At 40.8% G+C, this 25,801-nt stretch carries 22 protein-coding genes; 9 read left to right on the top strand and 13 right to left on the bottom strand.

What is annotated here, in order from left to right:
• The first annotated feature begins 51 nt into the window (after positions 1-51).
• Complete coding sequence (locus NMK93_RS01750; RefSeq protein ID WP_254526554.1) at positions 52-1,005, top strand: exo-alpha-sialidase; 954 nt, start codon at positions 52-54, stop codon at positions 1,003-1,005.
• A gap of 33 nt (positions 1,006-1,038) precedes the next feature.
• Here the strand turns inward: NMK93_RS01750 and NMK93_RS01745 are convergent, their stop codons facing one another.
• Positions 1,039-3,423, bottom strand: coding sequence for a glycoside hydrolase family 3 N-terminal domain-containing protein (locus NMK93_RS01745; protein ID WP_254526555.1), 2,385 nt, complete (start codon positions 3,421-3,423; stop codon positions 1,039-1,041).
• Between the two features lie 171 nt (positions 3,424-3,594).
• Here NMK93_RS01745 and NMK93_RS01740 point away from each other — a divergent pair, with 171 nt between their 5' ends.
• Positions 3,595-5,367: an alpha-L-fucosidase gene (locus NMK93_RS01740; RefSeq protein ID WP_254526556.1), complete on the top strand. Its 1,773-nt coding sequence runs from the start codon at positions 3,595-3,597 to the stop codon at positions 5,365-5,367.
• Between the two features lie 1,079 nt (positions 5,368-6,446).
• On the opposite strand, the gene NMK93_RS01735 is transcribed toward NMK93_RS01740, so the two are convergent.
• Positions 6,447-8,222: an aminopeptidase P family protein gene (locus tag NMK93_RS01735; protein WP_254526557.1), complete on the bottom strand. Its 1,776-nt coding sequence runs from the start codon at positions 8,220-8,222 to the stop codon at positions 6,447-6,449.
• A gap of 128 nt (positions 8,223-8,350) precedes the next feature.
• Between NMK93_RS01735 and dacB the strand changes: the two genes are divergently transcribed.
• The 6 genes from dacB (at position 8,351) to NMK93_RS01705 (ending at position 15,033) form a co-directional block, all read left to right on the top strand.
• On the top strand, positions 8,351-9,790 hold the full coding sequence (dacB, locus tag NMK93_RS01730) for a D-alanyl-D-alanine carboxypeptidase/D-alanyl-D-alanine-endopeptidase (RefSeq protein ID WP_185211331.1): 1,440 nt from the start codon (positions 8,351-8,353) through the stop codon (positions 9,788-9,790).
• 49 nt (positions 9,791-9,839) lie between these two features.
• Positions 9,840-12,125: an NADP-dependent malic enzyme gene (locus tag NMK93_RS01725; RefSeq protein ID WP_185211332.1), complete on the top strand. Its 2,286-nt coding sequence runs from the start codon at positions 9,840-9,842 to the stop codon at positions 12,123-12,125.
• 9 nt (positions 12,126-12,134) lie between these two features.
• Complete coding sequence (ruvA, locus tag NMK93_RS01720; protein WP_185211333.1) at positions 12,135-12,719, top strand: Holliday junction branch migration protein RuvA; 585 nt, start codon at positions 12,135-12,137, stop codon at positions 12,717-12,719.
• Positions 12,720-13,190: 471 nt separating this feature from the next.
• Positions 13,191-13,535: a hypothetical protein gene (locus NMK93_RS01715; RefSeq protein ID WP_254526558.1), complete on the top strand. Its 345-nt coding sequence runs from the start codon at positions 13,191-13,193 to the stop codon at positions 13,533-13,535.
• Positions 13,536-13,676: 141 nt separating this feature from the next.
• Complete coding sequence (locus tag NMK93_RS01710) at positions 13,677-14,153, top strand: GAF domain-containing protein (RefSeq protein WP_254526559.1); 477 nt, start codon at positions 13,677-13,679, stop codon at positions 14,151-14,153.
• Between the two features lie 46 nt (positions 14,154-14,199).
• Positions 14,200-15,033 (top strand): hypothetical protein, encoded by an 834-nt coding sequence (locus NMK93_RS01705; RefSeq protein ID WP_254526560.1) that lies wholly within the window; start codon positions 14,200-14,202, stop codon positions 15,031-15,033.
• Here NMK93_RS01705 and NMK93_RS01700 read toward each other — a convergent pair.
• From NMK93_RS01700 to NMK93_RS01650, 11 genes are all read right to left on the bottom strand, one after another.
• Entirely contained in the window at positions 15,005-15,922 is a 918-nt protein-coding gene (locus NMK93_RS01700; protein ID WP_185211337.1) for a WD40 repeat domain-containing protein, read from the bottom strand. The two genes, NMK93_RS01705 and NMK93_RS01700, sit on opposite strands and share 29 nt — an antisense overlap.
• 397 nt (positions 15,923-16,319) lie before the next feature.
• Positions 16,320-16,907, bottom strand: coding sequence for a bifunctional phosphoribosyl-AMP cyclohydrolase/phosphoribosyl-ATP diphosphatase HisIE (hisIE, locus tag NMK93_RS01695; RefSeq protein ID WP_185211339.1), 588 nt, complete (start codon positions 16,905-16,907; stop codon positions 16,320-16,322).
• A gap of 10 nt (positions 16,908-16,917) precedes the next feature.
• On the bottom strand, positions 16,918-17,673 hold the full coding sequence (hisF, locus tag NMK93_RS01690) for an imidazole glycerol phosphate synthase subunit HisF (protein WP_254526561.1): 756 nt from the start codon (positions 17,671-17,673) through the stop codon (positions 16,918-16,920).
• A gap of 1 nt (position 17,674) precedes the next feature.
• Complete coding sequence (locus NMK93_RS01685) at positions 17,675-18,427, bottom strand: HisA/HisF-related TIM barrel protein (RefSeq protein ID WP_185211341.1); 753 nt, start codon at positions 18,425-18,427, stop codon at positions 17,675-17,677.
• Between the two features lie 15 nt (positions 18,428-18,442).
• A complete protein-coding gene (hisH, locus tag NMK93_RS01680; RefSeq protein ID WP_254526562.1) occupies positions 18,443-19,033 on the bottom strand; it encodes an imidazole glycerol phosphate synthase subunit HisH in 591 nt (196 codons plus the stop codon).
• A gap of 39 nt (positions 19,034-19,072) precedes the next feature.
• Positions 19,073-20,212: a bifunctional histidinol-phosphatase/imidazoleglycerol-phosphate dehydratase HisB gene (gene hisB / locus NMK93_RS01675; RefSeq protein ID WP_254526563.1), complete on the bottom strand. Its 1,140-nt coding sequence runs from the start codon at positions 20,210-20,212 to the stop codon at positions 19,073-19,075.
• A gap of 6 nt (positions 20,213-20,218) precedes the next feature.
• A complete protein-coding gene (gene hisC, locus NMK93_RS01670) occupies positions 20,219-21,271 on the bottom strand; it encodes a histidinol-phosphate transaminase (protein WP_254526564.1) in 1,053 nt (350 codons plus the stop codon).
• Positions 21,272-21,326: 55 nt separating this feature from the next.
• Complete coding sequence (locus NMK93_RS01665) at positions 21,327-22,241, bottom strand: ribonuclease Z (protein ID WP_254526565.1); 915 nt, start codon at positions 22,239-22,241, stop codon at positions 21,327-21,329.
• 1 nt (position 22,242) lies between these two features.
• Entirely contained in the window at positions 22,243-22,620 is a 378-nt protein-coding gene (locus NMK93_RS01660; protein ID WP_093100638.1) for an STAS domain-containing protein, read from the bottom strand.
• A 30-nt stretch (positions 22,621-22,650) separates the two neighbouring features.
• Entirely contained in the window at positions 22,651-23,601 is a 951-nt protein-coding gene (locus tag NMK93_RS01655; protein ID WP_254526566.1) for a phosphoribosylaminoimidazolesuccinocarboxamide synthase, read from the bottom strand.
• A gap of 32 nt (positions 23,602-23,633) precedes the next feature.
• A complete protein-coding gene (locus NMK93_RS01650; RefSeq protein WP_093100641.1) occupies positions 23,634-24,605 on the bottom strand; it encodes a PhoH family protein in 972 nt (323 codons plus the stop codon).
• A 256-nt stretch (positions 24,606-24,861) separates the two neighbouring features.
• Here NMK93_RS01650 and NMK93_RS01645 point away from each other — a divergent pair, with 256 nt between their 5' ends.
• Positions 24,862-25,650, top strand: a complete 789-nt coding sequence (locus tag NMK93_RS01645) for an S-adenosyl-l-methionine hydroxide adenosyltransferase family protein (RefSeq protein WP_185211348.1) — start codon at positions 24,862-24,864, stop codon at positions 25,648-25,650.
• The last annotated feature ends 151 nt before the right edge of the window (positions 25,651-25,801 follow it).

Raw genomic sequence — 25,801 nt, 5'->3', positions numbered from 1 at the left:
CTTCTTCTCTTTAACTTAAATCTTTTTTCACAATCGCCCCAACCCAACATTTTGAAATCTGAATTTATATTCGAGCAAGGCAAATATTTCGATCAATGTCACGCTTCAACCATGGAAGAGGCAAAAGACGGAACTTTGTTGGCCAGTTGGTTTGCAGGAACCCATGAGGGCAACCAAGACGTTAAGATCTGGGGAGCTACTTACGATGGAGAGAAATGGTCAGAACCAACAATTTGGGCCGATGGAGTCGCTGATAAAACCTATCCATGTTGGAACCCCGTGCTTTTCCGAAAAAACAACGATCAAACCATCTATCTTTTTTATAAGGTGGGCCCCAATCCAAGGGAATGGTGGGGAATGGTCAAAACCTCAAAAGACAATGGAAAAACTTGGTCAAAGGCAGAAAAACTACCTGATGGAATTTTAGGCCCAATCAAAAATAAACCTAAACAGCTTTCTAATGGTACCGTTGTTTCTCCATCCAGTGAAGAATTAAGTGAAACCCGTTGGCTTGCCCATGTTGAAATTGCAGACAAGAATATGAAAACATGGAAAAAATACCCAATCAACCATGAATCAACCTTGAATGTCATTCAACCAAGCGTTATTTTACATCCAGACAATAAGATTCAAGTGCTCTGCCGCAGCAGGGAAGGTTCGGTCATTTCATCTTGGTCTACCGATAATGGCAAAACTTGGTCAGATCTTGAAAAAACAAACCTGATCAACCCCAATTCTGGAACTGATGCCATACCGGTAAACAACCAATATTGGATTGTTTACAATCCTGACATTCCCGGAAAAGAATGGTGGGAAGGAAGAGCAAAATTAAATATTGCCTTTTCCAATGATGGACGGGATTGGAAAAAGTTCATGGAATTAGAAAATCATGATAAAGGTGAATTCAGCTATCCAACTATCTTCCAAGATTCCAAAGGCAAGATTCATATAACTTATACCTACAATAGAGTCAATGTAAAACATGTGGTTTTAAACCCAAAATAAAACAGAAGGCCAGAATTAATTCTGGCCTTTCTCTTACTTCAATTTTTTACTGTCCATAACCTCAAATTCCCCATTCAGCTTAATATTATCGGATGCTGGACCTATCAATACCTTGAACTTTCCTTTTTCGACTTGCCAATCTTTGCTTGCAGTCCATAACTTCAAATCATTTTGATCAAGGGTAAAACTAACTTTTCGCGTTTCTCCCTTCAACAAAGGAACCCGATCAAATCCACGTAATTGTTTAACTGCTGAAACAGCGGAGCTGACCTCGTCGATTAGGTATAGCTGTGGCACTTCTTCACCATCAAAATTTCCGGTATTGACCAAATCGAAGGAAACTTCCACAACTACATCCTCATCCCCTTCTAATATACCCATTTCCAAATTCTTGTATTCAAAATCAGTATAACTCAACCCGTATCCAAAGCTATATAATGGAGTAGACTCTTCATCAATGTAAGGATGATGTTTGGGCTTTTGATGATTGTAATATACCGGCAACTGCCCAATAGACCTTGGAACTGATATAGGAAGTCGACCTGCTGGATTATAATCCCCAAATAACACATCCGCGATTGCTGTACCTCCTTCTTGCCCAGGATACCATGCATCAAGAATGGCAGGAATATGTTCATCCGCCCAATTCAGGTTTAATGGCCTTCCTTTAATAACCACCAATACAACTGGCTTTCCGGTTGCCTGAATAGCCTGCATTAATTCCAATTGATCGCCCATCATATCCAAGGAAGCACGATCAAACCCCTCTCCACTTTCCATATCAGAAATCCCTTTTTTGCTACTTTCCACCTCTGCAGCGCCCGTTGCTTGATAGGAAGTCTTAAAGTCACGAGCGCTTGAGCCTCCAACAACCAAGACCACAACATCCGAACGTTTCGCAGCAGCAACTGCAGCAGGGATATCGGTCTGCCCCATATCACGGATCGCAGCCCCTTTTACATATTCAACTTCAGTTCTTGCTCCCAATTTCTCCTTAATCCCTGCCAGAACTGTCTTGACCTTGCCATCTGCCTGTGGCGCTGTGTAATCGCCTAATTGATTGTAAACATTATCTGCATTCGGTCCAATCACCGCAATTCGCTTGAGATCTTTTTTCAAAGGAAGAAGATCCCCATCATTTTTTAGTAATATGATAGACTCTCGAGCAACTTGTCTTGCAACTTCTATATTTTCAGGACTAGCCACTTTCTTCTTGGCTTCCTTTTCTGAAACAAAAGGATTTTCAAATAGACCTAAGCGAAACTTCGTGGTTAGGACTCTTCCAACCGCTTGGTTTAATTCATCTTCACTCACTAACCCTTCTTTGATAGCTAACAACAGATTCTTACCATACCCCGAACCGCTTAGATCTACATCCAATCCTGCATTCAAGGCTTGCGATGCCCCTTCTGCTGGATTTGCTGCTGTATTATGTCCTCCCGATAAACCTTGTATACTCAATAGATCAGACACGACAAACCCTTTAAATCCCCATTCTTTTCTCAAAACTTCATTCAACAACCAAGAATTTGAAGAACATGGAATCCCATCTATGGAATTATAAGCCGTCATTACGGACCAAGCTCCCTGCCTAACTGCTTTTTCAAAAGGGAATAGATAATTCATCCTCAAATCTCGCTCACCAACAGAAACACTACCTCCATTATGCCCCCCTTCCGGGACACCATATGCCACAAAATGCTTTAAAGTGGAAAACACCTTTCCTGCTTGACCAAATTTCTCTCCTTGCATGCCCCTGACCATGGCTTGGCCCATCTTCCCCACTAAAAAAGGATCTTCACCGTAAGACTCTTCTGTTCTTGACCATCTTGGTTCTCGAGCTAGATCCAAAACGGGACCATAGCCATTATGGGCTCCAACTGCGGAGGCTTCTGAAGCAATTACCCCCGCCATTTTTTGGATCAGAAACGGATTCCAGGTACTCGCTTGGCCAATGGCCGTTGGAAATGTGGTCGCTCCAATAGCCATATGCCCGTGGGGAGTCTCCTCGGAAAGTAACAATGGAATACCCAAGCGCGTGCTATCAACCATGAATTTTTGCAAGGCGTTGGTTGCCTTAGCAGCCTCCTCTGGAGTCAAACCTGTGATTAAAGTCTTCTGTGTCCATGGATCTGCGCGTAATGTTGCCCATAATAATCCGATCTTTTGATTCTTGACTGTTTCTTTAAACTTTTGACTTAACCCTATTTTTCCAGCATTCTTATCATACATTTCCCAACCCAGAACCTTTGAAAGTTGACCAACCTTCTCTTCTAGGGTCATCCTGCCTAAAAGGTCTTCCACCCGTTTTTCTACGGGAAGATCCTTATTTTTATAGGGAAGTTCCTGTGCTTGTAAAGTGGATTGACAGGCTACCATCAAACCAAAAATCAAAAGTCCTTTTATCTTAATTTTCATCTATTAACAATGCTTGGGTTTAGGGATAAAAATCTACATATTATAATCTTGGTAATTTAATCAATTTTATCCTTTTAGCGGTAAATAAACTATCTTTTGCTAACCAATCTCATTAGAATATGTTTTCAGTTTTCCATATATTTGGATAGACCCAATTTTATTAAAACCAACATGGCATCATCATCAAAACATATCCTTCTGATCCTGTTATTGACATTGACTAGTCTCAATATCTTTTCCCAAACCAAGAAAGCCCAATGGTTGGAAGATGACCGTTTCGGCATGTTTATTCATTGGGGTCTCTACAGTGCAACCGAAGGGATTTGGAAAGGCGAAAGGTTAAGACATCCCAATAATTACGCGGAATGGATTCGATACAGAAACCGTATCGGTGAAGCAGAATATGGTGAATTGGCAAAAAGGTTTGACTGGGATAAAATCAATCCAGAAGAATGGGTACTCCTAGCCAAAAAAGCCGGTATGAAGTATATTGTCATTACCTCAAAACATCATGATGGTGTGGCACTTTGGGATAGTAAAGTCAGTGATTATTCTCTGCCAAAACTTAGCGGAACCAATAGAGATGTCATAAAAGAAATTGCTGAAGCCTGTAAAAAACACAATATCAAACTATGTTTTTACTATTCCCACTGGATCGACTGGCAACATCCCTATGCTTGGAACCATAACCAAGAAGTCACAGGTCGAGTGACTGATGCTCAATACAATCAGTATTGGCAGGAAAAGGTAATCCCTCAAATCCGTGAATTGCTTACAAATTATGGCGATATCGCTATGATGTGGTTTGATATGTGGATTCCTTACCAACAGAGCATCATCAAAAAAGAACAGCTGGATCAACTGGCTAACCTCATCCATGAATTACAACCTAAGTGTTTAATCAATTCACGGCTGGGTTTCCCGATTGAAAATGAACATGTAGACTTTGAAACTTTAGGTGACAATCAATTCGGATCCGCATACACCGACCATATCTGGGAAACACCTGGAACCATCGCGCATTCATGGGGATTCAATGCCCTGGAAAATGAATGGAAGTCCAGCAATCAATTGTTCCAATCCTTAATCAACAATGTTAGCTTGAATGGCTCTTACACCCTGAATATTGGTCCCCGTGCCGATGGTTCTGTGCCATATGAAGGCGTTCAGCGATTAATGGACATGGGACAATGGCTCAATAAGTATGGACAAGCTGTTTATTATAACAATGGTCTGCCAATCCGATTCTCCCAACATGACTGGGGTAAAATGACCATCAACAACAAAACAAAAGAACTTTATTTACACGTCTATAATTGGCCTTTGGATAAAATCCTTCGTGTGACAGGTTTGCAGAGCAAACCAACCAAAATCGAGCTGTTAAAAGGAAATAAAACCCAAGCAGTAAAATTTGAACAGTTGGGTCCTATCATCCATATCCATGTACCTGAAGAACAACCTGACCCCTATGTATCGGTCCTAAAAGTAACCATGGACCAGCCTCAATTCAATACTGAAGTCGTTGCTGAATCTACCTTTGGCGGATTCTCATTAAATGCCAAGAACCATCTTTCAAAAGGACTGGAGTTCAAGGCCTTTGATGGTACTAAACCCGATCACCTTGTATTAAAGGCCAACCAAAAAGTGCAATGGAAGGTTTATCTTCCAGAAGCTGGTGAATACAGCATAGAAACCTCTTTACATAATGGTTCCGGCAAAACAACCCAACTCAGCATCAAGGATATCGAAAGCACCTTCACGGTATCTGCTGCTCCCAATGGAAAAGTAACGGTCGAACCTAATCAAAACTGGTATGTAGAAGAATTCTTGGATGTCCCGGTAGGAAAGATCAGCATCACAAAACCAATAGAAGTAAATCTAGAATTCTCAGCATCAGACCCTATTCTATTTAACAGAATATGGATTGAAAAAAAGAAAGAGTAAGGAAGGATTCAGGTTTGAACCAGGATGCCCTTCGACGCCGCTCAGGGTACCGGATGAGAGGAGGGACCAAGATTAACATGCCTGTTAACGACATTCTATCCATCTCTCCGCCACTGGAAATGAGCCGGTTGCAAAAGGACTTCCTGCGGAAGGATGGTTGTTTGTATAAACTGGGAACCCCGGGAAGGGGTGACATCTTTGTAGAAAATCGGATCGTTAATCGGATAACCCACAGCGTGGGTGAAATAGTTTTCTGAAAACCCTATATAGGGTTTATTAAGAAAAAAATAGTTCCCTCATCTTACGATTTCGGGATGAGAGCCATCCTTAAAAAAAATGAAAAATAGATTCTTCGCTGCGCTCTGAATCCCTCTCAGGAATATCCAATTCTGAACGATTAGTGAAGAATCTGTACGTAAATGTCCACAACATTTTGTCATCCTACACCTTCGGTGTAGGACCTGTTCGCTAATGGAATCATTATTGTTTTATAATAAAGGGGAAGTTTGTATACCTCCGAGATCCTTCCTGCGCACCAATGACAAGTGTGTTAGATCTGTGTTTCTAGGTGTTTAGAGCTATAATTATTTTGTAGAAAAATCTATTTTTGTGACATACTGCCTTGGAAGGGCAGAATTATTTTAGCAATGGTATCGAACAATATAGGGTTAATGCAAAAACGATGTTCGATTAATCGAACATCGTTTTTGCGCTATCTCCAGGCTAACCTGCCATGCTAGCTAAAATAATGGAACCCCGATGGAAAATATTTTTCTATTTATTTTTTCGCGGCGGACTTATGCGATACACCCCGAATTTTGTGAATATAATGTTGAATGTAATACCAACAATAATCCTGTGCCGGGTCTCGACGCCGCTCGACCATCGGAATATTGATCTTGGTCCATCCTCTCATCCAGTACCCTGAGCTAAGTCGAAGGGAATCCTGATTCCTTCCCAGATCTTGGCCCATCCTCTCATCCCATCAATCCTGGTTCAAATTCATGCAGCAATTGCATAAAATTTTAATATCCCGCTTAGCTCTTATGTCTTGTGTCTATTGTCTTATGTCTAAAAAACTAAATCGCTTTTGTTTTCGCCTTCAACCAAGCTTTTTCAGCATCATCCAATTTAGGGGACAATTGTTCATAGACCCAGCCATTATATTGGTTCAACCAATCAATGTGCTTTTGGTCCAATAGGCTTTTATCAACCAACGCAGTATCGATATAACATACCGTTAAAGTCTCAAAATCCATAAAATCACCAAATTGATTACTCTCCACTTTCTTCGAAAGTACTAAGTTCTCAATACGGATTCCATAATGACCTTCTCGATATAAACCTGGTTCAATGGAAGTAATCATGCCTTCCTCAACCGGAATATCGATTGCCGCCATATTGAAAACCTGTGGCCCTTCATGAACGTTCAAGAAAAATCCTACCCCATGTCCAGTACCATGTCCGTAATTGCGCAAGGTTTCCCAGATAGGCCTTCTGGTAATGGCATCAATGGAATATCCCTTAGTTCCAACAGGAAATACAGCTTGAGAACCCTCAATAGTTCCTTTTAGAACAATGGTATAATCGATTTTCTCCTCAGGTTGTATCTGTCCTAAAGAAATTACCCGGGTAATATCAGTCGTACCGTCCAGGTATTGACCACCGGAATCCACTAGCAACAAACCTTCAGGTTTCAAAACCGAATTACTGGATTCTGTCGCTTTATAATGCGGCAAAGCACCATGGGCTTTATAACCTGCAATGGTATCAAATGAAATATCAACAAAACCCGTGGAGGCAGCACGTAGTCCTTGCAATTTTTCAGCAATAGAAATTTCTGAAAGTTCTCCCGATGCTACGTTTTCCTCAACCCATTTAAAAAATTTGGTCAATGCAACCCCATCCTTTATCATGGCATTTCGGGTATGATCTACCTCTACCTTGTTTTTAATAGCCTTCAATGTCGTTGAAGGATTCATATCTTCCAAAATTTCGATGTTTTCTGGAACAGAATCATAAATGGCAAAACAAGTACGCTTGGGGTCTAATAATATACGTTCGCCTTTCAACTGTTTTACAGTCTCAAATGCTTGCTGATAGTCAGCGACTTCTACTCCAGAATCCTTTAAAGAAGAAATATCAGCAGGAGATAATTTCCCCGAACCAATAAACAAGGTATTTTTATCCTCTTCAATCAGCAAGAAGCCCAATACAACCGGATTACAATGAACATCATTCCCACGGATATTAAGGATCCATGCCAAATCATCCAATGAAGAAACAAAATGAAGGTCGGCCCTTTTATCTTTAAGCTTTGATTTTATGCTAGCAATTTTGTCTTTTGTAGATTGTCCAGTAGTACTTTCATCCAAAAGAAATGCTTTTTCAGTAGGCAGTTCAGGTCTACCATCCCAAATATGTTCCAAAAGATCTAGATGACCATTTACATGGATGCCCAAGGGATTCAATTCAGACGCTACGGCTTGTGCAACCGCAACAGAAGCTAAATTGCCATCGAAAGCTACAGTATCGCCTTTTTTCAATGTCTTGGAAAGCCAGGTTGCATATTCTGCTTTACCTTGAACCTGCAACTTCACTAATTCAAAGCCGGTACCCGCCAATTGCTCATTTGCTTGAACAAAATAACGAGAATCTGTCCATAAACCCGCAAAATCTTGCGTGATGGCCAATGTCCCAGCGGAACCGGTGAAACCAGAGGTCCATGCTATGCATTTGTATCTTTCCGGAAGGTATTCGCTAATATGTGGATCGGAGGAGGGAATTATATAGGCATCTACACCCTTTTCTTTCATCTCTTTACGGATGGAAGCTAACTTATCGATGTATTTCATTATGTAATTTTTAATAATCCCCGCAAGTTATAAAAACTCTCACAATTAATACATTTACTTCATCATACATTTGAAATTTTACAATTTAAATGTACTACTTGTGCAGTAGATTACGATATTTGCTACCTATGAGAAGATTTTTTTCATTTTTTTATTTCCTTGCTGTTATTAGCGTCCTAAACACGCAAACAGTACAAGCCCAAGGAGTAAAGGCAAAAGTCCAAACGGCATTTGATGCTTTTAGCAAGAACCCGTCTCTAAAAAATGGCATGGCTTCCTTGACGGTCATAAACTCAAAAACTGGTGAAATTGTTTTCGACAGCAATAACCAGATCGGAATGCCTACCGCATCTACCTTGAAAGTGATCACTTCCATTACAGCTTTAGATCTGTTAGGGGCTGATTTCACCTATAATACTGAACTTTTCTATACCGGTCAGATTGACTCCTTAGGCACCTTAAATGGCAATATCATTATCGAAGGTAAGGGCGACCCTACCCTTGGCAGTGATAGATACCCAGACACTAAACCGGAAGTCCTATTGGCAAAATGGTCCGAAGCCATCAAGAACCTTGGCATCAAAAAAATCAATGGTAAAATCATTGCTGATGATATTTTCTTCAACGGCTACGATGTTCCGGGAACTTGGATGTGGACAGATATCGGAAATTATTATGGGGCAGGATTCTCTGCTTTAAATTGGAAAGAAAACAAACTGGGAATCAACTTTACACCGGGTGCACCTGGTAAACCAGCAACCTTACAGCCTGTACAGAAAGCTCCATTCTACCATTTAATCAATGAAGTAAAAACAGGAGCCAATGGTTCGGGGGATAATGTATATGCTTATTCAGCTCCATATTCTACACAAGTTTACCTAAGAGGTACCTATGGCGCCAATCTCAAAAAAACAATTGAAATCTCAGTACCTGATCCAGCATTGGACTTAGCATATTCGCTTTCTGATGCGCTTGGTAGAGATTCTATCTTTGTTACAGACTCCTTGAACAAGGTTACTACTGCAAAAAGATTAACAGATATGGATTCTTCAAGCATCTTGGATGCAAAAAGAAATTCAATCCTTCTGATCAAATCGCCTAGATTAGGTGAAATTGTGCATTGGTTCAACCAAAAAAGCATCAATCTATATGGAGAGTCGCTGTTAAAATTGATTGGTGTGGTTTCCGCAATGGAATACAACACAGAAAAATCGGCAACCTTAGTTTCCAAATATTGGCAGAATAAATTATCGATAGACCCAAGTGCCATCAATACCTTCGATGGTTCTGGCTTATCGCCTCAAAATAGAGTGACGACTTTGGCGATGAGCAAAATCATGCAATATGCTAAAGGGAGACCGTGGTATGATGAGTTTCTAAAATCTTTGCCAACAATTAACAATACTACCATGAAAAGTGGTACTATTGGCGGTGTATTAGGTTACACAGGATACCAAAAATCAAGCGATGGACAAGAATATACTTTCGCATTGCTTGTCAACAACTACCAAGGCCCTGCTGGACAGATGCGCCAACGTATGTTTAAATTATTAGATGTATTAAAGTAGATTATTACTAGGTGATAATCATGAAATATTAGTATAAACCAAAATTGTAATGAGTAACATCAACAGAAAGAAAGACGCTTTAAACTACCATGCTATGGGGCGTCCGGGTAAAATAGCAGTGGTTCCTACAAAACCACACAGTTCACAAAGAGACTTATCTTTAGCCTATTCCCCAGGTGTAGCCGAGCCTTGTCTGGCAATTGCAGAAAACAGCGAAGACGCTTATAAATATACTGCCAAGGGTAACTTGGTAGCCGTAATCAGTAATGGTACTGCCGTATTAGGCCTTGGTGATATTGGTGCCCAAGCTGGTAAACCCGTTATGGAAGGTAAAGGATTACTTTTCAAGATCTTTGCCGATATCGATGTATTTGACATCGAGTTAGACACCAAAAACGTTGATGAATTTGTCAATATCGTTAAAGCTTTGGAACCTACCTTCGGTGGTGTGAACCTTGAAGATATCAAAGCGCCTGAGTGTTTTGAAATTGAACGCCGCTTAAAAGCAGAAATGAACATTCCAGTAATGCATGATGACCAACATGGTACCGCAATTATTTCTGGGGCTGCTCTGATTAATGCTTCTGAATTACAGGATAAAAATATCGCCGACCTAAAAATCGTGGTGAATGGCGCAGGTGCTGCAGCAATTTCCTGTACAGCAATGTACGTGGCTGTAGGCGCTAATAAAAATAACATCGTAATGTGCGATAGTAAAGGTGTTATCCGTAAGGACCGTGAGGTATTAGACCCTACTAAAGCTGAATGGGCAACTGATCGCGATATCCATACTTTAGCAGATGCTGTTAAGGATGCTGATGTTTTCATCGGTCTTTCTGCTGCCGATGTTTTGACGCCTGAAATGTTGAAAAGCATGGCTCCAAAACCAATCGTATTGGCGATGGCAAACCCTAATCCTGAAATCGCCTATGAGCTTGCTCTTGAAACTCGCGATGATATCATCATGGGTACAGGACGCTCTGACTTCCCTAACCAAGTAAACAACGTTCTTGGTTTCCCTTACATTTTCCGTGGTGCACTAGACGTAAGAGCTACGGCCATCAACGAAGCCATGAAAATTGCTGCTGTAAAGGCGATTGCTGAATTAGCAAAACAACCTGTTCCTGAAGAAGTGAACATTGCTTACAATGCCAACAACATCCGTTTCGGAATCGATTATGTGATCCCTAAACCGACAGATCCACGCTTGATTACGGAAGTTTCCGTAGCGGTTGCAAAAGCTGCTATTGAATCTGGTGTAGCGCGTAAGGTAATCGAAGATTGGGATGCATACCGTGATGAATTGCGCAAGAGATTGGGTAAAGATGAACGTTTGATCCGTACCATTACCGCCAAAGCAAAATCTAACCCTAAACGTGTTGTATTTGCTGAAGCTGATAATTATAAAACCCTTCGTGCTGCTCAGATTGTTAAAGAAGAGGGAATTGCTTTCCCAATCCTTTTGGGTAACCAAGAAAAAATCAACAATTTGATCCATGAATATGGTTTTGAACTGGATGGTGTTGAGATCATCGATCCTCAAGCTGAGATCAAATCTGAAAGATTTGAAAGATACGCAGAACACTTATACCAAAAAAGACAACGCAGAGGCGTTAATAAATTAGACTCTCGCAAGTTAATGACCAACCGTAACTACTTTGCAGCAAGTATGGTTGAATTTGGCGATGCAGATACCCTTATTTCTGGTTTGACACGCAATTATGCTTCAACAATCCGCCCTGCATTACAAGTAATCGGAGCAAAACCGGGAAGCAGAGTTGCTGGGATGTACATTATGTTGACAAGCCAAGGTCCATTATTCTTTGGTGATACCACTGTAAACTCAAACCCAAGCGCACGCGAACTTGCTGACATTGCTGTTTTATTGGATTCAGCAGTTAAAAGGTTCAACGTTAAACCTCGTTTAGCGATGTTGTCTTACTCTAACTTCGGTTCAAATATTGGTGATATTTCCGATAAAGTAAGGGAGGCTGTAAGCATCTTACATAAAGAACATCCTGAAATTGTTGCAGATGGTGAAATTCAAGCAAACTTTGCATTGAACAAAAACCTATTGGCAGATAACTTCCCTTTCTCGACTTTAAATGGTGAGCCAGCAAATACCTTGGTATTCCCGAACTTGGAATCTGGTAACATTGCTTATAAATTACTACAGGAAGTTGGGAATGCTGAAGCTGTCGGTCCAGTTCTATTAGGAATGAACAAACCTATCCACGTATTGCAATTGGATAGTTCGGTCCGGGAAATTGTGAACATGGTTACCATTGCTGTAGTGGATGCAATTGAACATGAAAAAGAATCAAAAAATCAGTAAGCATAGCTTATGTACGAATATTTTAAAGGTAAGTTAGTTTTTAAAGCTCCAACCCATGTCGTTTTGGAGGTGGGTGGCATTGGCTATTACTTGCACATTTCATTGACTACCTACAGCCAGATCAAAGATCAAGAAGAATGTAAACTTTTTGCTTCCTTTCAGGTACGCGAAGACTCCCAAACGCTGTTTGGCTTCGCTACAGAAGCAGAAAGACATCTCTTTCACCATTTGATCTCTGTTTCTGGAATCGGTCCGAATACCGGTAGAATGATGCTTTCTTCGATTACTCCTGAAGAAATCCAACAGGCTATCGTCAATGGGCAGGTCAATGTCATCCAGAAAATAAAAGGGATTGGTCCAAAAACAGCGCAACGCGTGATTCTTGAACTTCAAGATAAACTTAAAAAGCAAGGCCCAGATGCATTGATTCCATTGATCGTCAGCAAACCTTCTTCAGCTGAAGAAGCATTGACAGCATTGGTCATGTTAGGTTTCCCAAAAGCTCAAGCGGAAAAAGCCCTTCAGGCCATTTATACCGCCGAGCCAGATCTTTCTGTAGAACAATTGATCAAAGCAGCCTTAAAACGCCTGTAAGAGTTATTTATCTTTATAAAAACATGATTAAGAGGTTATCTGATAAAGATAACCTCTTTTTTGTTGATTGTTGATTTAGAATTTTATGCCATCATGATCGAGGATAGGCCTCGGAAATATCAAAAGCCCAATTTTGAAATCTTTCAAGATTGTATTGGCGTACAGTTCCTGTACCTTCGGTACAGCATGACAGGACCTGCTGGAGGAGTACCATACAGATTCCTCACTGACAGTTCAGAATTAAAATATGCTAAAGAGGGATTCAGAGTGCAACGAAGAATCTATTGTTGTTTTTTTATGAGGATGTTGGTCATTGCGAATCGTAAGATGAGCAAACTGTTTTTTATTGTTTTAAACCCATAAAGAGGAACTATTGAAAAAGATTTCACCCACGCTGTGGTTTCGCCATTTCAAACATTTTCCTTCCGAAGGAAGCATTTTAGCATCCGGCTCATTTCCAATGGCGGAAAAATGGAAAGAATGCCGATGACCTGTGCGATGGGATTGGCCTTGGAATGCTTTCTCAAGATCATCCCATCAAAAGGGATGATCTTGAGAAAGATATTCCCGACAACAAGGCATTCTTTTCATGTGCGGATGACCGTGCGAAAAGCCATCTTAAATGAGCCGAAGCGTTTTGGTTACTTTTGCGCCTCAAAAGTAACGAAAAGAATTGGTGTCCCTGAGCTCCTTCGTCGGTTTGGTTACTTTTGGGCTTCAAAAGTAACAAAGAAATCATTTCAATTAAAGAATGAATATTCCCGAGAAATCTTTCGGGAAACCTTCAGGCTGACTCCGATGATAAATATTGAATGAGCGTACCTAATTCTCCAAAATAAAAGAAATGATCTTGGACCATCCTCTCTTCCCGTACCCCGAGCGGCGTCGAAGGGCATTCTGGTTCAACCCAGATCACCCAACAATTCCGTATATTTGCATCAAAAAAGTATCCAAACCATGGCAGAAGATTTACATATAACAAGCGGAAGTAAAGAACAACAATATCAATCCTTGATCCCACAGATCAAAGGTCTTCTACAGGGAGAAACCAATTTTATTGCTAATCTGGCAAATATCTGCGCAGCTTTAAAGGAGCAGTTCAATTTCTTTTGGGTAGGGTTCTATCTTGTTGAAGGAAACGAATTGGTGCTGGGCCCATTCCAAGGACCAGTAGCCTGCACAAGAATCGCTTATAACAGAGGCGTTTGTGGGACTGCTTGGGCAAAAGAAGAAACCGTCATAGTTCCCAACGTCGATGAATTCCCTGGACACATTGCCTGCTCATCTTTATCGAAATCTGAAATAGTTGTTCCTCTCTTTCAAAACAAAAAATGTATTGCCATACTAGATGTCGACAGCAAAGAATTAAATTCGTTTGACTTAATCGACAAGCAGTATCTAAATACCATCTTAGAACTTCTTAATTTTCAGTAAAAATCTTTATATTTGTCCTGCCAAACACATTAACTATTAACCAAGCATGGCAGCACCAAAGACATTATCATTTTTGAATTTAGTGATGGTAGCCCTCAATTTTCTATGGATCGCATGCCTAGAGAATGGTTTCTTATTCAGCTTTTCATTCACTGATACGATTGCCTTTTATCCATCTTACCTGACACCAGCAAAGTTCAGCTATAAAATATGGACATTTATCGCTTTTAATATGGTTTTGGCTGCTTACATGATGTATGTAGGGACGCAAAAAAACAGCTTAAATGAAAATGTAGTCCGGAAAGTAGAAAAAATCGACTACCTGTTGATCTTGAACCAGATGGCCCTCGGTTTGAGCATGACCTTGAAACACAATGATTATTTTTATTGGTCCTTAATGTATTCCATAATCTGTCTCGTTTCGGTTATGGTAATCAACAAGCGGATCCAAATCAAAAAGCTGACCACCAATTCCTTTACCCGATATTTTATCCGTTTAGGATTTGGCGTGTATACCGGCTGGTTAATGTTCGTGATAGGCTTTAATTTTGCAGTAATCCTTTCAAAACTGAGCCTTACCTTAGGGGATGCTTTTTACTTCTATCTGAACCTGGGTGCACTGGCAATCACATGTGCCTGCATGTTAGCATACTCTTACTACAATTATTTGCCCTCAGTCTCAGCCGTATTGGCTTGGGGAAGCTACGGGGCTTATGTAGAAAACAAACAGGACCCTCTTCCTACCCAATATGACATCTTACCATTCTTGATCATCTCTATGATTTTAGGGTTAATCTTTACTGCATTCAATTATTACAGATGTACGGTCAGAAGAAAATCGCTTGCCGTCGCTATTCAGGAACCACCTTCCATAACTTAATGGTCTTGTCATCACTTACGGTAAAGATCCGGTCTTGATCCCAGAGCATGTTATTGATAGATAGATAATGGCTATCATAGCCACGGTCTCTAGAAATATTCTTGATCAAAGCTAGATCTTCCAGCCGCCAAACTTTTAAGGTCTTATCTCTACTAACCGTTGCAATTAGATTCTCCTCTATATTTATGCTGATACCATAAACCGTGAACATATGTGGAACGATATCTTGAATCGTATCCAGGTTGGCATCCAATTTATATAACTTCGCATCCCTCCCCCCAGAAAGCAAATTCCCAGCTGGGTCAAATTGTAAACTGGTTACCGGTAACTCATGTACTTTCCTTTTCTTGAATTCCTGAAAATCATGGGCATGGTATAAATGGATTTCACCATTCTTATCACCAAACGCAACAGTCGAATTATTTTTATCCACTTCAATTACCCTAACGGTAGTATTGGAAACCTTAAACCTATAAAGCAGCTCAAAATTCTCCAAACTCCAAACATAAGCATAGCCTTCCTCACCGATCGCAATCATTTCCTGTTTACCGGGAATGGTTTTTATCGAAAATACAGCGCCCTGTTCCACCTTAAGATTTGCCTTTAAACTTTGGTTCTGTGTATCTACCACCAATACCTGACCGGATCTCATTCCAATCGCCAGCAAGGAAGTTCCGGGTATGGACAAAAGTGCATATACGGAGCTTCCAACCTTGCAAAGGATCCTTTTAAAGCTATTGCTCTCTAAATCCCATTCTACCACCCCTTTATCGTTGCCACCTGTAAATAGTGCATTCGGATCAACACTTGAAATGGCCAAGGCAAATACAGGGTTTTGATGACCAGACAAGGTCCCATTCAGGTTGATATTAAACTTTTCTAGATTCATGTTATGCAAATATACCCTTGATCGCACAGAAATAAAAGAAACCCGACCAGCTATCCCAAATGCTGACATAAGTCTTACGTTCAAGAGGAGATTTGAACCAGGATGGAAGGGATGGGAGGATAAACCAAGATCTGGGTGGAACCAGGATGGAGGGGATAGGAGGATGGACCAAGATTATTATCCCGTTAGAAAGCTGTCACCCTTTCCAGGGGTTCCCAATATATACAAACAACCATCCTTCCGCAGGAAGTCCTTTAGCAACCGGCTCATTTCCTTGGTGGAAAAATGGAAAGAATGCCGTTGACCTGCGCGATGGGATTGGGATTCACCCCCTATCTCCACACAAAAAATCCCCAGCCAAAGGCTGAGGATCCCTCAAATAAAAATATCTTAACTCCTATTGATGTCTTCCTTCCAAATTCTTGGCAATGGTTTCTAGGCTCAGGCCTTTCTCCTTTAACAGAACAATAAGATGGAACATCAGATCAGAAGTCTCATTGATAAAATCCTTTTCTGTTTCCGTAAGGGCTGCAATAACCGTTTCAACGGCTTCCTCGCCCACCTTTTGAGCAATCTTATTGATACCTCTTGAACGCAGGCGGTTCACATAGGATTCATCACTAGGAAAATCAATTCGATGCTGAACAATGCGCTCCAACTGCAATAGAAAGTTCTGATTAAATTCCGTATTAAAGCAACTCCGGCTTCCTGTATGACAGGTAGGACCAACAGGGTCAGCTTTAATTAAAATGGTATCTTGGTCACAATCGATATGAGTACTAACAACATGAAGAAAGTTTCCGCTTTCTTCACCTTTTGTCCATAGTCTATTTTTGCTCCTTGAAAAGAAAGTAACTTTTTTCTCTTCTTGGGTTTTGTTCCAAGCCTCTTCGTTCATATAGCCAAGCATCAGAACTTCTAAAGTCTGATTGTCTTGGATAATTACTGGAACAAGTCCGTCACCTTTGTTAAAATCAATACTCATGTTTTATGTATTATCGCCTAACGGAAATTCCATTGGCGTGCAATGTTTCTTTTAATTCAGGGATTAAAATCTCCCCATAGTGGAATACAGAAGCTGCAAGAGCGGCATCTACATTGGACTGTTGGAAAACATCCACAAAATGCTGCTGATTCCCTGCTCCACCGGATGCTATCAAGGGAATATGGATGGAATCATTGATCTTTTTCAGCAATCCATTATCAAATCCATTCTTGGTTCCATCATGATCCATGGAAGTCAACAGGATTTCTCCGGCACCTCTATTTTCTGCTTCCTTGATCCAATCTTCCGTTTCAATATCGGTAAGGTCTCGACCACCACGCAGGTGAACAAAATTCTTTCCGTTTACCAATCGGGTATCAACCGCTAAAACCACGAATTGAACACCAAAAGCTTTCGCAAACTGATCTAAGAGTTCAGGATTACGGACCGCAGCTGAATTGATAGAGATTTTATCTGCACCGGCATTCAACAGGATATCCGCATCTGAAAGTTCATTGATCCCACCTCCGATGGTAAATGGAATATTGATCTGACTGGCTACAGCCTTTACCAAATCCACCGTAGTTTTTCGGCGTTCATGGGTAGCTGTGATATCCAGGAATACCAGTTCATCTGCTCCTTGCTGCGAATATTGCCAAGCTAATTCAACGGGATCCCCAGCATCTCTAAGGTCAACAAAATTAACCCCTTTTACCGTCCTGCCATCCTTAACATCCAAACAAGGAATAATGCGCTTTGCTAGCATTTTAAAGACTGATTAATGCTTTTAAGTTCCAAGCTTTGATCTCTTCAATGCTGATCCTATTTTCATAGATTGCCTTGCCAACAACCACAGATTCCATTTTACCTAAATTGTTCAGTTCTTCAATATCAGCCATGGAACTGATACCGCCTGAACCGATCAATTTGATAATTGGCGAATGATCCAATAATTTCTTGTATAATTCAACGCCTGCGCCACCTAATTTTCCATCTTTACTGATGTCGGTACACAAGAAGCGATAAAAACCTAATGCCAAGCATTTATCAATGTATTCGATTAATTTGATCGGAGAACTCTCCAACCAACCGGAATATTTGATGACTTCATCCAATACATCGATCGCAATCACAATGTGATCTGCATATTTTGTTCTACCTTCATTTAGCTTGCTCAATTCCTCTAAAAAGGTGGGGTTTGTAATAGCTTGTGTGCCTACGATAACGCGATATACACCTGCATCAACTAATTCCTTTACTTTTTCAATGCTACGGACACCACCACCATATTGGACCTTCATTTCGGTTCTCCGAATGATATCAAACAGGTATTCCTGATTGCTAAAATCTCCCTTTGCACCATTGAGATCAATGATATGAACGATTTCGGTACCATTAGCATGGTATTTCTCTATCTGTTCTTCCAAAGTAATGGAGTAAGTCGTAACATCTTCATAGTTACCCTCTCTCAAACGGACAACCTGTTTGTCCAATACATCAATTGCAGGTATAATATACATAGTCTAAAAATTCATTTATAATTCATTAAAATTCAGCAATAACTGCTCCCCAACTTTTCCTGATTTCTCCGGATGAAATTGTACTGCCCAGAAATTATCCTTTGCTATTGCTGCCGAAAATGGCAGTCCGTACTCACAAGTAGCTATGCCGTAGGTTAATTCATGTTCAATGTAATAAGAATGAACGAAATAAAAATAGGAATTATTAGGAATTTCCTTAAAAAGTGGACAGTTCTCTTCAAAATTAATACTGTTCCAACCCATATGAGGTACCTTCTCTTTAACCCTATTTTCAAAGTGTAACGTCTTCAGGGGAATGATCCCTAAAAGGTCTGCTTGCCCTTCCTCTGAATAATCCGTCATCAGCTGCATTCCCACACAGATCCCCAACACCGGCTTTTTTAAGGTCTTGATGGTATCGGACAGCCCAGATTCCAGCAGTTTTTGCATGGCCGCCCCAGCATGTCCTACACCTGGAATAATAATCCTTTCATACTGCTCAAAATCCTCAGGATGGTTAATCATCCCATAAGAAATGTTCAGTCGTTTTAAGGCTGCAGTGATGGAAAATATATTCCCAGCTCCATAGTTTACTATCCCAATCATAATTCCTTTATATATAACCCCTTAAATCCCATTTCGTTTTTAAAGAAGACCTTTTGTACTTGGAAGTTGCATATTATCAACATCTCTTCGTACCGCTTTTTTAATGGTTTTCGCAAAAGCCTTGAAGATGGCCTCTATTTTATGGTGCTCATTGTCGCCAGTCGCCTGAATGTTCAGGTTCGATTTTGACGCATCTGAAAAGGACTTGAAGAAATGGAAAAACATCTCGGTTGGCATATCTCCAATTTTCTCGCGTTTGAATTCTGCATCCCAAACAATCCAATTCCTTCCTCCAAAATCGATAGCTACTTGTGCTAAGCAATCATCCATTGGAAGAGTATAGGCATAACGTTCAATTCCGCGCTTATTCCCCAACACGTCCAAAAAGATTTCACCCAAGGCAATTCCTGTATCTTCGATGGTATGGTGCTCATCGATATGTAAATCACCTTTAGCTTTGATCGTTAGATCCAATGCACCATGACGCGCTAATTGATCCAACATATGATCGAAAAATGGAAGGCCCGTTTCAATATCGGATTTCCCACTTCCGTCCAAGTTCAATTTAATATAGATATCCGTTTCATTGGTCTTACGATGGTGCTCACCGGTACGGCTTCCCAATTTCAAGAACTCATAGATAGCTTTCCATTCGCTGGTTTCCAATGCAATGCAATCCTCCGAAATGGCAACATTCTCATGCATGCCCAATTCGTCGTTATTCCTTAACCAAATAGCCTTAGCGGCAAGGTTTTGTGCTAATTTCACATCATTGACGCGGTCTCCGATGACGAAAGAATTCGCCAAGTCGTATTTCGCTTCGTCAAAATATTCCTTTAACATTCCAATTCCTGGCTTACGGGTCTCCGCATTCTCATGTGGAAATGTTTTGTCAATATGTTCTTTAACAAAAGTCACTCCTTCACCTGAAAAGGTATCCACAACAAATTGATGGACCGGCCAAAAGTTCTCTTCAGGGTGCGAGGAAGTTCCCAAACCATCCTGATTACTTACCAACACCAACTCAAAATCAAGTTCTTTTGCAATTTTAGGCAAGTACTGCAAAGCCCCTGGATAAAACTTCAACTTTGCAAAGGAATCAATCTGCTCATCCTCAGGCTCTAAAATTAAAGTTCCATCTCTATCGATAAACAGTATTCTTTTTAATTGATCTGCCATGCTTACTTATTTATAAAATTGTTGGATCTCTTCTAATAATTTTTCGTTTTCAAGTTTTGTTCCAATGGTAATGCGCAGACAACCTTCACATAAGGCTACTTTGGATCGGTCGCGAACGATAATGCCACGTCCCACCAAGTGCCCATATAATTCTTTTGGTCGCTCCAGCTTTACCAAGATAAAGTTGGCATCTGAAGGTGTAATATGCTCAACCTGTTGAAAAGCCTCCAATTTCTTGGACAGTTCTTCCCTTTCGGCAACAGTCGTCTTAATCCATTTGTTGACTACCTCAACATTCTCTAAAGCCTCCAATACTAAGTCTTGAGTAGCTTGGTTGATATTGTAAGGCGGTTTGATCTTGTTGAAAACCTCAATGATTTCCTTACTTGCAAATGCTAAGCCTAAGCGTAAAGCGGCCAAGCCCCAGGCCTTTGAAAGGGTCTGCAGGATGACCAGATTAGGAAACTCAGGCAAAGAATGGGTAAAGGACTTCTGCTTTGAATAATTGATATAGGCCTCGTCCACGACTACTAAACCAGAGAAGTTCACTAAAAGTGTTTCTATATCCAATGGATCGATGCTGTTTCCGGTAGGATTGTTTGGCGAGCACACAAAGATCATCTTGGTATGCATATCGATTGCTTCAGCAATCCCGTCAAGGTCAAGCTGAAAATCCTTGGTCAAATTGACTTTCCGTGTTTCAACATCATTGATATTGGCGGAAACCTCATACATCCCATAGGTTGGAGGGACCAAGATCACATTATCTATTTTAGGGGTACAGAATGCTCGGTATAAAATATCAATGGCCTCATCAGAACCGTTGCCCAAGAAAATATTTTCCGCAGGCACACCCTTGATCTTGGATAGCTTACCCTTAAGTTGATGTTGCAGGGGATCCGGATAACGGTTGTAATCATGTGGAAGTGGAGAGCCAAAAGAGTTCTCATTGGCATCTAAAAAAACAGATGCTTCTCCCTTAAATTCATCTCGCGCCGAAGAATAGGGCACAAGGTTCTTGATGTTATCTCGAAGAAGTGCGGTTAAGTTGAATGACATTGTAGTAGTCTAAATTTTTTCGAGCTGTAAATATGGCCAAAAATAAACAAAATCACTAAACTAAAAACCATTTCCCTTCCACTGACAGTTCGGTATTTGGAAAAACCTGCTGCGCTTCCTCCAATAATGGCTGCAAAGTCCTGTATCTCGCTGAATAATGGCCAAGTAAAAGCTTCTTTACATGTGCTTCCTTTGCAATTTCTGCTGCTTCCAAGGAAGTAGTATGGAAGGTCTCTTTGGCACGGTCTACCATTTCATGCAAAAAGGTGCTCTCATGGTACAATAGATCAGCTCCTTCTATTGAACGCAGGTAAATCGGATGCCTTACGGTATCCGAGCAATAGGCATAGCTCCTAGATTCTGGAGGCGGCAAGGTCAATTCATTTGCGGCATAGACCTTTCCCTGTGGATCGACATAATCGATCCCTTTTTTCAGCGCTGCAAAATATACTTTGGGTATCTTTAACTCCTCCACTTTATCCGCCCGTAAGGCTGCTGCCCGTTTGCCTTCATCAAATCGAAATCCCGTGCAGGATATTCGGTGGATCAATGGAAAGGACCTGACCGTCAACATCCTCGACTCAAATATTACCTCCTCTTGATCCGGATTGGTCTGATGGAAGATGATATTATAACGGATTACCGTTTCAGAATATTTAAAATGTAACTCTAGGATTTCCTGCAACGGGGCAGGACCGTAGATATGGAGATCAGCCTTCCTACCAACCAGGTGCATGGATGATACCAGGCCAACAAGTCCTAGGTAATGATCACCATGCAGATGGCTAATAAAGATGTGATCGATGCGATTGCTCTTGATCCCATACTTAGAGAGTTGCATCTGGGTGCCCTCTCCACAGTCAATCAAGAACAATTGCTCATTATAATTTACTACTTGAGATGTAGGATGACGCTCGAACATGGGTGTCGCCGAACTGTTTCCTAATATTAATACCTCAAATCGTAACATATTACTCTTGCTCTTCTTTTAAATCTAATCGGATTTCATTCCCAAAGATCAGGTCCTTGGCTTTCTCAATGTTCTTGGTAATGATCAGATATTTATCCAATCCCAAAGATTTGATGTAAGTCAAGATCTCCTCATTTAGATTTGTCAAGATAAATAGCCCCCCTAGTGATTTACATAGACGACGAGCCAATAGACCTGTGCGAATCCCTGTCTCATCAGTGGATTTCACATTGTTCATGTCCAATACAATATTGCGTTGCCCACCTGTATTGCGCAACATAAACTCGCCTTTTAAACTTGCGGCAGTTTCTCCGTCCAACCTCTCTTGAAGAGGCTCTATTACAACATATCGATCGTATTTGTCTACCGTAAATTTCATCTGTCTATAAATAATTAGTTGTGTTTATCCTTAAATCAGTTCTTCCAAGGCTTTCGCTACATTCTTTTCTACCCGCTCCAGGACATGGCCTTCTTCCGGATAATGAAACTTCTCCCCTGTAATGTGTTCGTAAAGCTCAATATAGCGCTCAGAAATGGATTTAACAATTTCTTCGGTCATTTCAGGTACTTTTTGTCCTTCTTTTCCTTGGAATCCATTTTCGATCAACCATTGCCTCACAAATTCTTTCGAGAGCTGTTTCTGCGGTTCCGCCTTTTCCTGACGCTCCTCATAGCCTTCTGCATAAAAATAACGGGAAGAATCAGGCGTATGGATTTCGTCGATCAAATAGATCTGTCCATCTTTCTTCCCAAACTCATATTTGGTATCCACCAAGATCAAGCCTCGTTCGGCAGCAATCTCAGTTCCCCGCTGATATAAAGCATGGGCATACTTCTCCAATTGCGAATAATCCTCTTCTGACACAATGCCTCTAGCAATAATATCCGCTCTGGAAATATCCTCATCATGGCCCACATCTGCTTTTGTCGATGGGGTAATGATTGGAGTAGGTAATTTATCGTTCTCTTTTAATCCTTCAGGAAGCTCCACCCCACACAGCACCCTTCCACCATCGCGGTAGGTTCTCCAAAGATGTCCTGAAACATATCCACGGATCACCATTTCAACCTTGAAAGGTTCACATTTCTTTCCTATTGTAACATTTGGGTCTGGAACGGATGCCACCCAATTTGGAAGGATATCAGCTGTGGCAGACAGAAATTTGGATGCAATTTGGTTCAAAACCTGACCTTTAAAAGGAATAGGCTTTGGCAATACCACATCAAAAGCAGAAATTCGGTCTGAAGCCACCATCACCAGGTAGTCCGACCCGATGCTGTACACATCTCTTACTTTTCCTCTATAAAATGCTGTCTGTCCCTTGAAGTTAAAATTTGTTTCTTTTATTGTATTATTCATTGTGTGTGCGTCTGAAACGCGTTAATTTAATCTTAAATGTCACCGTAAGCTTCCAAGATACGTTTCACCAATTTATGGCGAACGACATCCGAACCGCTCAGGTAAATCATATCTATCCCTTCGATCCCATCCAAAATCTTCACGGCATTGACTAATCCCGATTGCGTTTTTTTAGGTAAATCCACCTGAGTCATGTCCCCTGTCACGATAAATTTGGCAGTTGGCCCCATCCGCGTCAAGAACATCTTGAGCTGCATATCTGTGGCATTCTGTGCCTCATCTAGGATAACAAAGCAATTGTCCAAGGTCCTTCCGCGCATAAATGCCAATGGAGCTACTTCAATGGTTCTGTTCTCCAGATATCCTTTCAATTTTTCCGCTGGAATCATATCATCCAATGCATCATATAGTGGACGTAGATATGGATCAACCTTCTCTTTTAGATCGCCTGGCAAGAAACCTAGGTTTTCACCCGCTTCCACCGCTGGCCTGGTCAGGATAATACGTTTGATTTCTTTATTCCTTAAAGCTCGTACCGCAAGGGCAACTGCTGTATAGGTTTTTCCGGTACCTGCTGGACCAATGGCAAAAAGAATGTCATTCTTATTGATACTGTCCACCATACGCCTTTGATTAGGCGTCCGAGCACGTACCACGATACCATTTGGACCATAAACGATTGGTTCACCTTTAAAAGCCGCAGCCTTCTGTTCGCCTTCTTCCTTTTCTGCAATCACGGGTTTTACACTCGATACAGATCCTAACAAACTTTCCAATTCCAACAAGGAAAGCGTCTGAAATTGGTTGATATGAGCTAGAATATCATCAAATACCTGTTGAAACCTTGTCCGCTCCCCTTCTTCACCTAAAACCTTCAAGGTACTCCCTCGCGCTACTAGACGTAACTTCGGAAAAGCTTTCTTTATAAACTCAAAATTTTCATTCTGAGCTCCCCACAATGTCACCAAATTGACAACATCTAAATTGATTTCTAATTCGCTCAAATTGTTTCCTAATTAATTTCCTGAATATTTCACGTCCTGTCCGATTGGCGTGCAAATAAAGATATCAAAAAAACGAAAATATTATGCGCTTTTCACACTTTCTTGAATCAAAAATACAAACTAATTGAGCAGAATTAAAAGCAATTGCAAGTATTAATTCATAATAGATTTAGCAATCGATTTACTTTTTCTATTTTTGTAATTCGCTTAACAAAATAACAATATAATTTTTTTAGCTTCAGGCTTGCTGAACACTATGGGAGTAATTACGTTAACCACCGATTTAGGTCATCGCGATTTTTATCAAGCTGCACTCAAAGGCAGTATCATTTCGCAGTTGCCGAATGTTAGGCTCGTTGACATTTCTCACGATATCCCTTCTTTCAGTATTCAACATGCGGCATTCGTTATCAACAACGCTTATCCGTACTTCCCAAAGAATACCGTACACTTAATCGGTATCGACACCGTCTTCCAAGAAGACTCGCGTTACCTCGCCATGGCCTACAAAGGTCAGTTCTTTGTCGGTGCAGACAACGGTATCTTCAGTATCATCATCGGTGAAGACAAACCAACTGAAATGGTCGAGATCAATATCATGCAGGATCTACGCTATCTGCATTTCCCGCTTGCTGATATCCTGACCAAAGCTGCCTGTCACATCGCAGATGGCGGTAAACTCCAAGATATTGGCCTCCCTATCGACAATGCGGTACAGAAAGTCACATTTCAACCCATCTACAACCAGAACAGCATCAAGGGCCATGTCACTTTCATCGACTCCTTTGGTAATGTCATCAGCAATATCAGCAAGGACCTCTTCAACCAAGTCCAACAGGGCCGAGATTTTATCCTACGCTTCAAGCGAAACGAAACGATCAGCAACCTCTCTTGGCACTACAATGAGGTTGCCGAAGGCGAGAAGCTATGCTTATTCGGAATCAGCAACTTCTTGGAAATAGCCATCAACAAAGGCCATGCAAGCCAGTTGTTAGGACTATACCAAGATGAAACCATACTTGTTGAGTTCCTGGAAAAGAAATAGACCCTCAAATGGAGTCTGGTCGACAAAATGTTCCACGTTTTTTTCTGTTCGCAATCGACTAACCGATAAATTGTTAAGTGTTAATTTCACATGTAAGAAATACTGAAATTTATCCATATCTCATTCGGGACTCATTCGAGACACATTCCGA

The organism is Sphingobacterium sp. LZ7M1 (assembly GCF_024296865.1).
GTDB lineage: Bacteria > Bacteroidota > Bacteroidia > Sphingobacteriales > Sphingobacteriaceae > Sphingobacterium.
This window is presented reverse-complemented; position numbering and strand designations above follow the sequence as displayed.